Below are 12,667 nucleotides of genomic sequence, written 5' to 3'. Positions count from 1 at the left end.
TGACTTGATTTCACAGATAAGTTCATATAAAGTGAAAGATGAAAACATTATACCGTTATGGAGGGACAAGCAATGACGCATGTACGCTTTGACTACTCAAAAGCGTTGACTTTCTTCAACGAACATGAACTTACATATTTGCGCGACTTTGTAAAAACAGCACACCATAATATTCATGAAAAAACAGGCGCGGGCAGCGATTTTCTAGGCTGGGTGGACCTCCCTGAACATTATGATAAAGAAGAATTTGCGCGTATTAAAAAAAGCGCGGAAAAAATCAAATCTGACTCTGATGTATTGCTTGTTGTCGGTATCGGCGGTTCTTACCTCGGCGCGCGGGCAGCGATTGAAGCGCTTAATCACGCGTTTTACAATACACTGCCAAAAGCAAAACGAGGCAATCCGCAAGTCATTTTCATCGGAAACAACATCAGTTCATCATATATGAGAGATGTCATGGATCTTCTCGAAGATGTTGACTTCTCCATTAACGTCATCTCTAAATCAGGTACAACAACTGAGCCTGCAATCGCTTTCCGTATTTTCCGCAAGCTTCTGGAAGAAAAATACGGCAAGGAAGAAGCGAAAGCGCGGATTTACGCGACAACTGATAAAGAGCGCGGCGCGTTAAAAACACTTTCTAACGAAGAAGGCTTCGAATCATTTGTCATTCCTGATGATGTCGGCGGACGATATTCTGTCTTAACAGCTGTTGGTCTCCTTCCGATTGCTGTCAGCGGCGTCAACATTGACGACATGATGAAAGGCGCATTTGATGCGAGCAAGGATTTTGCCACATCAGAATTGGAAGAAAACCCTGCATACCAGTATGCGGTCGTTCGCAATGTGCTTTACAATAAAGGCAAAACGATTGAAATGCTTATCAACTATGAGCCGGCGCTTCAATATTTTGCGGAGTGGTGGAAGCAGCTGTTCGGCGAAAGTGAAGGCAAAGACGAGAAGGGCATTTATCCTTCTTCTGCGAACTATTCAACAGACCTTCACTCATTAGGACAGTACGTACAGGAAGGCCGCAGAGACTTGTTCGAAACGGTGCTGAATGTCGAAAAACCTAAACACGAGCTGACAATCGAAGAAGCGGATAGCGATCTTGACGGCTTAAACTATTTAGCCGGAAAAACGGTAGATTTCGTTAACAAAAAAGCATTCCAAGGTACAATGCTGGCTCATACAGACGGAAATGTTCCGAACTTAATCGTCAACATTCCTGAGTTGAATGCATATACTTTTGGATATCTTGTTTATTTCTTCGAAAAAGCCTGTGCGATGAGCGGATATCTCCTCGGCGTCAATCCTTTTGACCAGCCTGGAGTAGAAGCATATAAAGTCAATATGTTTGCATTGCTTGGCAAACCTGGCTTTGAAGAGAAAAAAGCTGAGCTTGAAAAACGTCTCGAAGATTAATGTAAGAAAGCTGACTGGCATTAGCCGGTCGGCTTTTTATCAAATCAGAAAGGTGCTGATGTTCATGAAACAAATGGTCAAACATCTCATCATTGCGGGCTTATCGGCAGCAGTTTTCGTTATTCTCATATCCTTTGATGCCGTGAATACAGAGTTTTCTTCCCACCTTGGCGGCACACTCTCACACTTTTTTATCCACACCTTTCTTCTGATCGGGCTTCCGCTTGCCATTTTTACTGATGCAGTACATCAGATTTTGCAATTGAAGCGTTCTCACACCCTTTTAACAAAGTTAGGACTCTATGCGGCTGTTGTATATGTTTCATGGGAATCTGCGGCGGGGATTGCTGCAGCGATAACTGTTTACTTCTTAATTGAATGCGCTTTCTTTTCGGTTGGCCGGGCAAAGGAAAAAACAATTTCCATGTAATCAGCCTCTGAATGAAGTCTTGTTCGGCAGGACAGGATAAATGAAAAAAGGGGCAGTTTGATGATTACAATACCTTCCGCGATAGATGGGCAGCCTTTTTTGCTTCAGGAGCTGGAACAAGTCATGAAGCCGCTCGGTTATGTGATAAACGGCGGCTGGGAGTACGACCACGGCTATTTTGATTATAAAATTGATGATAAAGACGGATATTTGTTTTTAAGAATTCCCGTCAATGCCATACAAGGCAGTCTCGATGAACGCGGGGCAGCTGTCCGTATCGGAACTCCGTTTATGCTGAGGCAGGTGTTCCAGGCAGGCCTTGATGATTATGCTGAAGGAGGGCCGTTTCAATCGCTGTTTAATCAATTTTCTGAACCCGAAAGACGGGACGCGGAAATTGATCCGGCGTATTTGGATATCGGCGCCTCCCTTGTCAAAGAGCTGGAGGATGTTCTGCTGGGTTAAAGCGCAAGGAACTGGTCTGTTTCAAGCACTTTATATGAAAGAGGAGGGGTAATCATAGGCCCTTCCTCTTTTTGTATGCCGATAATGGTGGTGTTGTGATCTAGAAAATAGAGGACGCATGTTTTATAAGCGGCGCCCTGCAGCTCAGAAGGAACCGAAATCAGCCGCACTTTTTTATCGAGTGTCAGCTCGATTAAGCTTTGCGGTTTAGACAGCTGCAATTTGACCCGGTAATGTTCCAGCATGACGCGGCTTAAGAGCTGAGATGTCCCGATAATTTTATTAGCGCCTGCCCGTTCTGCATTGGTGACAAAGCGGTCAGTTAGAATTTCGACAATACAGTAAGCCAGCGGATTCAATCCTTTGACTGATAAAAGAATCAGCACCGACAGCATGTCCGCCTCTGCTTCACTTTTATATTGGTCGGCGGTGACCATAACTGTGTCCGCCTCAGTAATATTGGCTCGTTTCAGCGTTTCATCATCTGCGGCATGTCCGCGTATGAAATGGACATTTTCAATGAGCGGCCCTTCTTTTAACGTTTCATCAATCAGAACGACTGTCTTGGAGGGCGCCGCCAGCTGAAGCTCTCTCAAAAGGCGATTTGATTTTTCATTCCAGCCGATAATAATGACATGGCCCCGTCCTTTGTAAGCGACCTTACCCTCTATGTAGCGGTGCTGTTTACTGAAAGCGGCAGCGGATAAGGTGGCAAAGTAAGCAGTGACAAAGCTTGCCCCGATTAATATCAGCAGCATTCCGGCTACTTGACCAAGCGGCGTGTGCGGCACATAATCCCCGTAGCCTACTGTTGAGACGGTAACCACGGCCCACCAAATACCTTCGAAGACAGAAGTAAACTGCTTGGGCTCAAGTAAATAAATGATTTGCCCGAACAAAAGAACTAGAAAAAGAATGATCAGCCCGATTCGAATAAATAACGGCCACCTCAGCCATGAGATAAAGATCCGATTTGACTTCATTCTTTTTCTCCTTCTTCAGATAATGAAATAGATAAAATCTGTTTGATAATTGTGTTCAGCTTCTCATTTAGCTTTTCCTGGCCGTACAGGTCGCGGGCCTGCTTCATGAGTTCAGCTGTATCGTCTTCCAGCTGAATAAGGGGTTCATCGATTTCAGATTCATTATAAAACTGGATAAATACGTCCAGTCCTTCATTCATTCGGTCAATCGCTGTACTCAGCTGTTCCTTTTCCTCACTCGTCACTTTCATGTTCATCACACCCGTGCTCTTTTTATAACAGTATGTCCTACTTCCGGCGTTGTTTTTCAAAAAATGAACTAAAACATATAAAACCGGTTTTCTCCATAAACTAAAACAAATCAGCGAAAAAAGGTGGAACAGATGACGATCATTCAGAGAACCGTTGTGGTTTTGATCGGTACGCAGCTTGCGGCATCCGCAGTGATTTTGTTTATTTTCGACTTGAATTCTTATAATCACTTTTCCGATAGCTTCTCATGGCATCATTTTTTGAATAAGCTGATTGGAGGCTTTTCTTTTTATTTGTTTTCGGCCGGCTTGTTCCTTTTGCTTATCGGAATGTGTGCACCGAGACGGAAGAAAAAGCGCATTTCTGTACACGAGAAAGAAAACTCATTAAAATAATCGTAATAAAGAAACATACGATCTTTAAAAAAGGATGATGAAACATGCTGTTTATATTTTTAACAATAGCCGCATTGGGATTGTCGTTTTGGGCACAATTTAAAGTAAAGAGCAACTTTGAAAAATATTCAAAAGTGGAAGCCTCAAGCGGTCGAACAGGGGCAGAAACCGCAAGACGGATTTTAGATATAAACGGTCTTTACGACGTGCCGGTTGAACCGGTAAGAGGCGCTTTAACAGACCATTACGACCCGACAAGACGGGTGGTGCGTTTATCTGAGCCGGTTTATTACGGCCGCTCAATTTCCGCCATATCCGTTGCTTCCCATGAAGTCGGACATGCCTTGCAGCATCAGGAATCATATGGTGCGCTTGTGCTGAGACATAAAATGTTCCCCGTTGTGAATTTTGCATCCGGAGTGGCTCCTTTGCTTTTTTTGGGGGGCATGCTTCTTGGCAGTCTGAACCTCATCGGGCTCGGCATCATTCTGTTTTCAGCCGCTGTTTTTTTCCAGCTGATCACACTGCCTGTTGAATTCAATGCAAGTTCACGCGCGAAGCAAATTATTGTGTCTGAAGGATTCATTCGAAACAACGAAGAACACGGTGTAAATAAAGTGCTGAGTGCCGCTGCATTGACGTATGTGGCCGCCGCGCTGGTTTCCCTGTTTGAACTTCTTCGGTTTGTGATGATCTTCTTAAACGGTCGTAATGAGAATTAACGTTAAGGAGGTGGCCCCTTACCATTTACGGTAAGGGCTTTTTTTGCTTATTCTACAATTGGTAGCCATTTTTGTTTTGATTGGCATTACGGCTGTTTTTGTTGCAGCGGAATTTGCGATTGTTAAGATTCGGGGTTCGAAAATCAATCAGCTCATGGAAAGCGGTGACAGCCGTGCGCTTGCCGTACACAAAATCATTTCTAATCTAGACGAGTATTTATCAGCCTGCCAGCTCGGGATTACGATCACGGCGCTCGGCCTCGGGTGGCTCGGTGAACCAACATTGGAGCACATTCTTCATCCCTTATTTACAATGACGGGTATGCCGGAACCCATCAATCACATCGTCACCTTTATTGTTGCATTTATTATCGTCACTTTTTTGCATGTGGTGATGGGAGAGCTTGCGCCGAAGACGGTTTCGATTCAAAAGGCGGAGGCCGTCAGTTTATGGATCGCAAAGCCGCTGATCTGGTTTTATAAAATCATGTATCCGTTTATCAAAGCTTTGAACGGCTCTGCGAGTTTTCTTGTGAAGCTGTTTGGGTTTCATTCAGTAAAGGAGCATGAGGTTGTCATCAGTGAGGAAGAACTGAGGCTGATCCTGTCAGAAAGCTATGAAAAAGGGGAAATCAACCAGTCCGAATTTCGCTATGTGAATAAGATTTTTGAATTCGACAACCGCGTGGCGAGAGAAATTATGATTCCGCGAACAGAAATCGCTGTCATTTCTCTGGAGCAGTCGCTTGAAGAGGCGATTCATCTCATCATTAACGAACGGTATACACGGTATCCTGTCATCAAAGAAGATAAGGATCATATTTTAGGGATTATCAACAGCAAAGATATGTTTAAAGCGTATTTTCTAGGCCAGCCGATTAAACTGAAGCAAATTATGAGACCTGTCATCAGGGTCATTGAAAGCATTCCTGTTCAGGAGCTTTTAATCCGCATGCAGAAGGAACGGATTCATATGGCCATTCTCGTAGATGAATACGGGGGTACGGCGGGGCTTGTCACTGTCGAGGATATTATCGAAGAAATTGTCGGGGAAATCCGTGATGAATATGACCAGGATGAAACGCCGCATATTTTGAAAAAGGGCGAGCACCATTATGTGATGGATGGAAAAGCGCTAATAGATGAAGTGAATGACCTGCTCGACATTGCCATTGAGAATGAAGAAATTGATACGATTGCAGGCTGGCTTCTGACGCAAAAAATGGAGCTGAAAGCAGGAGATGTGATACAGGCCGAGGGCTGCGAGTTTAAAATCCTCGATGCTGAAGACCATCATATTCGATTTGTCGAAATCAAAAAAACAGAGTTTTAATCAAAAACAGCCGGCTAGACGCGGCTGTTTTTTTGAGCATTCAAAGAAAAACCGGACCAAAGGCTTCTGAAACATTGATCAGTCTTTTGTCATTGGCAAGAGGTTTTTTTCTGAAAAAATGAATGCTTCAATGGCCTTTTTCTACATAAGATATAAAACACACAGGAAGGAGTGGCTGTATGAAAAAGGCTTGGTGGAAGGAAGCGGTGGTCTACCAAATTTATCCCCGAAGCTTCAAAGATTCAAACAGCGATGGTATCGGGGATATTCAAGGAATCAGGTCCAAGCTTCCGTACATAAAAGAACTAGGTGCCAATGTGATTTGGATTTGCCCCTTGTACGACTCACCCAATGCGGATAACGGCTATGATATTAGAGATTACAAAAACATATTGAGCGATTTCGGCACAATGGCAGATTTTGATCAGCTGCTTCATGATACTCATGAGCTTGGCATGAAGCTCATTATGGATCTTGTCGTGAATCATACAAGTGATGAACATCCATGGTTCATTGAATCACGTGCATCTTTACAATCCCAAAAACGCGACTGGTATATTTGGAAGGACGGGAAAGGCGGAAAAGAGCCGAACAATTGGGAAAGCATTTTCGGCGGATCGGCTTGGGAGTATGATCAACAGACAAGCCAGTACTATCTCCATCTTTTTGATAAAAAGCAGCCCGATCTGAACTGGGAAAATGTAGTGGTAAGAAACACCGTTTATGACATGATCAATTGGTGGCTTGATAAAGGCATAGACGGATTTCGGGTGGATGCCATTTCTCATATTAAGAAAAAAGAAGGGCTGCCTGATCTGCCGAATCCGAAAGGGCTGTCCTATGTTCCATCCTTTCCTTATCATATGAATGCTGAGGGTATTTTAGATTTTTTAACAGAACTGAAGGAAAACACATTTTCCCGCTATCCGATCATGACGGTCGGAGAGGCAAACGGTGTCGCGGCAAAGGAGGCGGCTGAGTGGGTGGGAGAGGAATCCGGCATTTTCAGCATGATTTTTCAATTTGAACATCTCGGCCTGTGGGATATAGAGATAAATGAAACCATCGATATCGCTGCTTTCAAACGAATTTTAACAGAGTGGCAGAACAGTTTGGAGGGAATCGGCTGGAACGCTTTGTTCATGGAAAACCATGATCAGCCTCGTTCTGTTTCTGTATGGGGAGACGACGGGAATTTCTTAAAGGAAAGTGCAAAAGCGCTCGCCGCTGTTTATTTTCTGATGAAAGGTACGCCGTTTATTTATCAGGGACAGGAAATCGGCATGACCAATGTGGCGTTTCCTTCCATTGAGGATTATGATGATGTCGCGATGAAGCGGCTGTATGACATTGAGACCGCAAAAGGCGCTTCTCATGAGGAAGTAATGAAGATTGTCTGGAAAAAGGGAAGAGACAATTCACGAACCCCCATGCAATGGAATGCTTCTTCTCACGCTGGGTTTTCTGATGCCAAGCCATGGCTTGGGGTAAATGACAATTACACATGGCTGAACGCCGAGGCGCAACTAAACGATAACACATCTGTCTATCACTTTTACAAAAGCTTGATCAAACTCCGCCAAACATATGATGTATTTATTTATGGCCAATACGAGCTGATTCTGCCGGAAGATCAGCAAATCTTTGCATACCTTCGCAAAAACGAGAGCCAAACGGCACTGATTGTGGCAAATCTGACGGGTTCGCCGGCGTTCTGCAGATATCCCGCATTGCCGTTATCCACTGACAAACTCCTCCTGTCAAATATGGAAACAGAACCGCACAAGCATACGACATCACTGCTGTTAAAACCTTATGAAGCCAGAGTATACCTATGGCAATAAAACTCCGGCAAAAAGCTGGAGTTTTTGTTTTCTTCAGGTTTATGAGCCTGATGTAACAGGAAAAAAAGAACACAGAACGAATATGCAAAGAGAAGGGGAATTGAAAGGAGAAACGATATGCTGAAAACACTGCAAATCAAAACAAACAAAAGAGATGAAATGATTGAAATCACTCACGAGGTGGAAGCGTTTCTCCAAGAAACAGGGGTGGCAAACGGGGCAGCGCTGATTTACTGTCCGCATACGACGGCAGGCATTACAATTAATGAAAATGCCGATCCCGATGTGAAAAGAGATATGCTCCGAAGATTTGATGAGATTTATCCATGGGACCATGAGCTGGACCGCCATATAGAAGGCAATACAGCTGCACATATGAAGTCCAGTACGGTAGGCGCCTCACAGCATGTCATAATTGAAAATGGGCGTCTCATTCTCGGGACGTGGCAAGGTATTTATTTCTGCGAATTTGACGGCCCGCGTCACCGAACATGCCATATCAAAATTATGGATTAACAGGAGGTGCTTCTATGACTCAATGGATGCAAGCATTATCATTATCAAAGCCTGTCATTCAGGCGCCGATGGCAGGCGGCCTGGTCACACCCCGGCTGGCAGCCGCTGTGTCGAATGAAGGCGCACTCGGAAGTCTCGCTTCCGGATATCTCAGTCCGGGTACGCTTGAAAAACAAATCATCGAGATGCAGGAATTGACCAGCAGCGCTTTTCAGGTAAATGTGTTCGTGCCGGAAAAAAGGAAGGCACCGGACGATAAAACGGTTCACACATGGAAAAAGAACATTCCGTTTGCCGAACAGGCGGCTGCTTTTCCTTCAGAAGAGGCAGAGTGGGAGGATTTTCATCAAAAAATAAATCTGATTCTTACATACAATGTAAGAGCCTGTTCATTTACGTTCGGCATCCCGCCTGATGAAAGCATTCATGTATTAAAGGAAAATGGGTGCTGTCTTATCGGAACGGCTACTTCGCCGCAAGAAGCCGTCCTGCTGGAAGAGCGCGGAATGGATATCATCGTGCTGCAAGGCAGTGAAGCAGGCGGCCACCGCGGTTCTTTTCTGCCGGTCAGCGGAGAGTCTTCTATTGGCTTAATGTCACTGGTTCCCCAAGCTGCAGACGCTGTTTCAGTACCCGTGATTGCGGCAGGCGGAATTGCAGACCGCCGCGGCGTCCAAGCAGCTCACTGTCTTGGAGCCCAAGGTGTACAGGTCGGGACTCCATTTCTTATGTGTGAGGAAAGCGAAGCCTCTGAAACGTACAGACAGGAATTAAAAGAAGCACATGGAACAGACACACGCCTTACCGCATTGTTTTCGGGAAAGCCTGCAAGGGGTATAGTCAACCAATGGATGAAAGAGCAACAAGCTGAAGAGGCAAATACACTTCCTTATCCATTGCAAAACACGTTAACAAAACCAATGAGAAAACATGCCGCCGCAGCCAAAGATTCCGGTCACATGTCTCTGTGGGCGGGGCAATCAGTCGGAATGCTCAATAGATCCGCTGACGTGAGAACGCTGATAGCTGAGCTTTGCCAATCGTAACGTAACCAACAGAGGTGACAGACGATGAACATTCTTCAATATTCTTATAAAAAGAAAGGGAAAATTGAGTTTGTATTTGAAGACTGGCCTCATTCAAAAGTTACAATGGCTCCCATCCAAGGGTATTATTTTGTCCGATGTATCAAGTGGAGCAGCCAAGATCCCATCGTGACGAGAACTGACCTTGAAAAAATGGAATGGGCTGCGAACCAGTATTTCGGCACAGTCCCTTTCTATCGAAAACGAAAAGCATTTGAAACCCCATCGTCCCCAAAATAGACGGTGGGGTTTTTAGCGGGTGATGGGATAGAGAGACGGAATATCAAGCCTGGTCGCTTGTGAAAGGAGATAAGCGGACTGTACGGCTCCTTTTCTTCTGAAGGAATTCAGCTTATCAATAATTTGCTGAGCGTTTAAAATCCCCAAGCCGTGAGCGAAATATTTGTCCTTTTCTAATAAAATCACATTTTCGCCTCTCCACTGCGCTTTCTGCGGATCAAATTCAGGATTTTTAAAATACAAACAGTCTCCAAGAAAAAAGTGATGTCCCGTTTCTGTATATATCGGCAATTTCTCATAATGCCAGTCATACAAAATAATTCTGTCAAAGGCTGCGTCGAATTTTTCTTCTCCGATGGTTTTAAGCAAAGCTAAGTAATAAATCACAACAATTGCCGTCGCGCATTCAAACGCGTAAAACGGGCCGTTCTCTACAATATCCCGAATCGCCTTTGAAGGCGGCATTTTATACTTAAGCTCCAGAGCCCCTTCCGGTGAAACCCGCCAATACGCTGTATTCCCGTATGTTTTTACAAAGGTGGCGAACTTCGCTCCGCTTTTATGCAGCGCTTTTGCCGATTCAACGATATTCATGCGCAAATGAAGCTCAAACGTCAGTTCAGCGATCGAATGATAATCAAATTGAACGGGTGTTTCAATCAATTCTTTTAGCAGCGGGTTCAGGTTCTTGTCAATTTGCCAGTTTTCAATGTCTTGGGGACGGAGCCATTGTCCGGATATAATAATCATCTGAAGCCCCCCTTGTTTTTTATAAACTATGCACAAGGCTCGGGCAATGAAAGTTAAAAAAACAGAGAAAAAGCCGGAAAGGAAATTTCTTGCGTCTGATTTTAAAAACTTTTTAAAGCAGCCGATATATAGTGTATCAAACCTGAAGGAGAAACTGGATATGAAGACTTTTATCAATTGGCTGACAAAACCGTCAATTTCTAGAAAGCTAATGATTTCATTTGTTGTGATTTTAATTATTCCGATTCTTATATTGGAATTCAGTTCTTACCGCTCAGCAAGCGGAAAACTGGATCAGGAAATCATGGGAAATGCGAAAAATAGTGTCGATTCATTTAATACAACAGTTACAAATGATTTAGGAGCAAAAGCGAAAGGCATCAGCTTTTTCAGTGAATCACTGAAAAGCTCTGCGTTTAAAGGAAAATCCAAACAGGAAGAGCTTAAAGCCAAGTTTTCGCAATATGTTTCTATTAACCAAGACGTAGCCAGAATCTACGCTGGGGCAGAAAACGGCACATATGTACAGGCACCGAAAGAAAAATTGCCGGATGGCTACGATCCGAGAAAACGAGCTTGGTACCAGGATGCTATGAAAGCCGGCGGTGACATCATAGTGACCGATCCTTATGTGGCAGCCAATGACGGAAGCATGGTCATAACGATTGCTCAGGAATTGAAGGATGGTTCAGGTGTCGTCGCCATGGATATCACAATTGATAAGCTGTTGGAACAGATGAAACAGATTAAAGTCGGAAAAGAGGGCTATGTTTTCATTGCCACGAAAAACAAAACATATGTCGCCCATCAAAACCATAAGGCTGGTGAAAAGCTGTCAGGCGACTGGGTAGCCAAAATGTATGACAAGGACAGCGGCGAGCTGCAGTATACCCTGAATCATGAGGATAAAAAGATGACGTATACGACAAATCAGCTGACTGGCTGGAAAATTGCCGGCACCATGTATATGAGTGAAATCAAAGATGCCTCAAAATCAGTTCTCACAACAGGCATGATTGTGCTGATTGCTTCGATACTTATAGGCGGAATATTAATCCTGTTTATCGTGGGTTCGATCACAAAACCGTTAAAACGTCTGGTTCAATCATCAAAAATGATCAGCAGCGGGGATTTGACAGAAACCATCGAAATCCGGTCGAAAGATGAACTGGGAGAGCTTGGCGAAAGCTTTAACGAAATGGGACAATCCTTGCGTTCGCTTATTAGCGCCATTCAAGACTCGGTTAATAATGTTGCCGCATCATCCGAACAGCTGACTGCATCCGCCGGACAAACGAGCAAGGCGACGGAACATATCACAATGGCAATTGAGCAGTTCTCAAACGGAAACGAAGAGCAAAGCGAAAAAGTAGAATCCAGCTCTCATCAGCTGAACATGATGAATGAAGGGCTCCAGCAAGTCTCACAAACATCATCAGACATTACGAAGGCGTCTATTCAATCAACGGAAATCGCGGGTACAGGCGAGAAGTTTGTCCAGCAGACAGTCGGGCAGATGAATTCAATTAATGAGTCTGTTCAGCAGGCTGAAGCAGTGGTGAAAGGCTTAGAAGGAAAATCAAAAGATATCACGAGTATTTTACGAGTCATCAACGGGATTGCTGACCAAACAAACCTGCTGGCATTAAATGCAGCCATTGAAGCGGCGCGGGCTGGGGAATCAGGGAGAGGCTTCTCTGTTGTAGCGGAGGAAGTGCGTAAACTGGCCGTTCAATCTGCAGACTCATCTAAAGAAATCGAGAAACTAATCCAGGAGATCGTAGCAGAAATCGAAACTTCTCTTCACATGTTTAAAGCCGTTAATCAAGAAGTGCAATCGGGGCTGGTTGTCACAGACAATACAAAGGAAAGCTTCCAAAGTATTTTCACCATGACAAATGAGATTGCAGACAAATTGCAGACGATGAATACAACCGTTGAACAGCTGTCAGGCCGATCAGAGCATGTATCGGCAGCGGTGAGCGGAATTGCCGATGTTTCAAGAGAAAGCTCGGCAAGCATTCAAGACATTGCCGCATCGGCCGAGGAGCAGCTTGCTTCTATGGAAGAAATCAGTTCGTCAGCCACGACCCTGGCGCAGATGGCAGAAGAGCTTCGTGATCTGACGAAAAAATTTAAAATTGAATAAGAGCAAAAAACAGCGCGTATGAAGCGCTGTTTTTTTGTATAAGAAATAATAAAAAAGACCTGTCTAAAACGGTGAGTT

Annotated in this window: 14 protein-coding genes; 11 read left to right on the top strand and 3 right to left on the bottom strand. The window is 44.3% G+C overall.

All coding sequences use genetic code 11. The annotated features are described in order from the left end of the window. Positions 1–72: 72 nt before the first annotated feature. The 3 genes from NST56_RS16780 to NST56_RS16770 are packed head-to-tail and all read left to right on the top strand — an operon-like array spanning position 73 to position 2,320. Positions 73–1,425: a glucose-6-phosphate isomerase gene (locus tag NST56_RS16780; protein WP_010331654.1), complete on the top strand. Its 1,353-nt coding sequence runs from the start codon at positions 73–75 to the stop codon at positions 1,423–1,425. 58 nt (positions 1,426–1,483) lie between these two features. Then, the gene (locus tag NST56_RS16775) at positions 1,484–1,855 is read left to right on the top strand and encodes a hypothetical protein (protein WP_050549462.1); all 372 of its coding nucleotides are present in this window, start codon (positions 1,484–1,486) and stop codon (positions 1,853–1,855) included. Between the two features lie 60 nt (positions 1,856–1,915). Further along, entirely contained in the window at positions 1,916–2,320 is a 405-nt protein-coding gene (locus NST56_RS16770) for a YugN-like family protein (RefSeq protein WP_339177902.1), read from the top strand. On the opposite strand, the gene NST56_RS16765 is transcribed toward NST56_RS16770, so the two are convergent. Beyond that, positions 2,317–3,303, bottom strand: coding sequence for a potassium channel family protein (locus tag NST56_RS16765; protein ID WP_010331651.1), 987 nt, complete (start codon positions 3,301–3,303; stop codon positions 2,317–2,319). The genes NST56_RS16770 and NST56_RS16765 overlap by 4 nt on opposite strands. Further along, positions 3,300–3,554: a protein mistic gene (locus tag NST56_RS16760; protein WP_339177900.1), complete on the bottom strand. Its 255-nt coding sequence runs from the start codon at positions 3,552–3,554 to the stop codon at positions 3,300–3,302. The genes NST56_RS16765 and NST56_RS16760 overlap by 4 nt, the downstream gene beginning before the upstream one ends. Positions 3,555–3,686: 132 nt before the next feature. Between NST56_RS16760 and NST56_RS16755 the strand changes: the two genes are divergently transcribed. From NST56_RS16755 to NST56_RS16725, 7 genes are all read left to right on the top strand, one after another. Continuing rightward, positions 3,687–3,950 carry a hypothetical protein gene (locus tag NST56_RS16755; RefSeq protein WP_123373899.1) on the top strand — a complete coding sequence of 88 codons (264 nt, stop codon included), beginning with the start codon at positions 3,687–3,689 and terminating at the stop codon, positions 3,948–3,950. Positions 3,951–3,994: 44 nt separating this feature from the next. After that, positions 3,995–4,672: a zinc metallopeptidase gene (locus NST56_RS16750; RefSeq protein ID WP_010331648.1), complete on the top strand. Its 678-nt coding sequence runs from the start codon at positions 3,995–3,997 to the stop codon at positions 4,670–4,672. A gap of 43 nt (positions 4,673–4,715) precedes the next feature. Next, positions 4,716–6,005: a hemolysin family protein gene (locus tag NST56_RS16745; protein WP_168748626.1), complete on the top strand. Its 1,290-nt coding sequence runs from the start codon at positions 4,716–4,718 to the stop codon at positions 6,003–6,005. A 179-nt stretch (positions 6,006–6,184) separates the two neighbouring features. Next, positions 6,185–7,849, top strand: a complete 1,665-nt coding sequence (locus NST56_RS16740; RefSeq protein ID WP_339177893.1) for an alpha-glucosidase — start codon at positions 6,185–6,187, stop codon at positions 7,847–7,849. A 117-nt stretch (positions 7,850–7,966) separates the two neighbouring features. Beyond that, positions 7,967–8,365 (top strand): secondary thiamine-phosphate synthase enzyme YjbQ, encoded by a 399-nt coding sequence (locus NST56_RS16735; RefSeq protein WP_229149053.1) that lies wholly within the window; start codon positions 7,967–7,969, stop codon positions 8,363–8,365. Between the two features lie 14 nt (positions 8,366–8,379). Then, positions 8,380–9,411: a nitronate monooxygenase gene (locus tag NST56_RS16730; protein ID WP_339177887.1), complete on the top strand. Its 1,032-nt coding sequence runs from the start codon at positions 8,380–8,382 to the stop codon at positions 9,409–9,411. A gap of 24 nt (positions 9,412–9,435) precedes the next feature. Then, positions 9,436–9,690: a hypothetical protein gene (locus NST56_RS16725; protein ID WP_339177886.1), complete on the top strand. Its 255-nt coding sequence runs from the start codon at positions 9,436–9,438 to the stop codon at positions 9,688–9,690. Between the two features lie 12 nt (positions 9,691–9,702). Here the strand turns inward: NST56_RS16725 and NST56_RS16720 are convergent, their stop codons facing one another. Beyond that, a complete protein-coding gene (locus NST56_RS16720) occupies positions 9,703–10,440 on the bottom strand; it encodes a protein-glutamine gamma-glutamyltransferase (RefSeq protein ID WP_339177884.1) in 738 nt (245 codons plus the stop codon). Positions 10,441–10,600: 160 nt separating this feature from the next. Between NST56_RS16720 and NST56_RS16715 the strand changes: the two genes are divergently transcribed. Next, the gene (locus NST56_RS16715; RefSeq protein ID WP_268448473.1) at positions 10,601–12,589 is read left to right on the top strand and encodes a methyl-accepting chemotaxis protein; all 1,989 of its coding nucleotides are present in this window, start codon (positions 10,601–10,603) and stop codon (positions 12,587–12,589) included. The last annotated feature ends 78 nt before the right edge of the window (positions 12,590–12,667 follow it).

The organism is Bacillus sp. FSL R5-0560, assembly GCF_037966305.1.
In the GTDB taxonomy this organism is placed as follows: domain Bacteria; phylum Bacillota; class Bacilli; order Bacillales; family Bacillaceae; genus Bacillus; species Bacillus mojavensis.
The sequence above is the reverse complement of the archived record's forward strand: the minus strand, read 5'-3'. Positions and strand labels throughout refer to the sequence as shown.

What these genes read in the sequence shown, in the direction of transcription:
- NST56_RS16775 (WP_050549462.1), top strand. Translation starts at nt 1,484, where the DNA reads ATGTTCATGAAACAAATGGTCAAACATCTCATCATTGCGGGCTTATCG.
- NST56_RS16735 (WP_229149053.1), top strand. Translation starts at nt 7,967, where the DNA reads ATGCTGAAAACACTGCAAATCAAAACAAACAAAAGAGATGAAATGATT.
- NST56_RS16755 (WP_123373899.1), top strand. Translation starts at nt 3,687, where the DNA reads ATGACGATCATTCAGAGAACCGTTGTGGTTTTGATCGGTACGCAGCTT.
- NST56_RS16760 (WP_339177900.1), bottom strand. Translation starts at nt 3,554, where the DNA reads ATGAAAGTGACGAGTGAGGAAAAGGAACAGCTGAGTACAGCGATTGAC.
- NST56_RS16715 (WP_268448473.1), top strand. Translation starts at nt 10,601, where the DNA reads ATGAAGACTTTTATCAATTGGCTGACAAAACCGTCAATTTCTAGAAAG.
- NST56_RS16770 (WP_339177902.1), top strand. Translation starts at nt 1,916, where the DNA reads ATGATTACAATACCTTCCGCGATAGATGGGCAGCCTTTTTTGCTTCAG.
- NST56_RS16750 (WP_010331648.1), top strand. Translation starts at nt 3,995, where the DNA reads ATGCTGTTTATATTTTTAACAATAGCCGCATTGGGATTGTCGTTTTGG.
- NST56_RS16765 (WP_010331651.1), bottom strand. Translation starts at nt 3,303, where the DNA reads ATGAAGTCAAATCGGATCTTTATCTCATGGCTGAGGTGGCCGTTATTT.
- NST56_RS16725 (WP_339177886.1), top strand. Translation starts at nt 9,436, where the DNA reads ATGAACATTCTTCAATATTCTTATAAAAAGAAAGGGAAAATTGAGTTT.
- NST56_RS16740 (WP_339177893.1), top strand. Translation starts at nt 6,185, where the DNA reads ATGAAAAAGGCTTGGTGGAAGGAAGCGGTGGTCTACCAAATTTATCCC.
- NST56_RS16720 (WP_339177884.1), bottom strand. Translation starts at nt 10,440, where the DNA reads ATGATTATTATATCCGGACAATGGCTCCGTCCCCAAGACATTGAAAAC.
- NST56_RS16730 (WP_339177887.1), top strand. Translation starts at nt 8,380, where the DNA reads ATGACTCAATGGATGCAAGCATTATCATTATCAAAGCCTGTCATTCAG.
- NST56_RS16780 (WP_010331654.1), top strand. Translation starts at nt 73, where the DNA reads ATGACGCATGTACGCTTTGACTACTCAAAAGCGTTGACTTTCTTCAAC.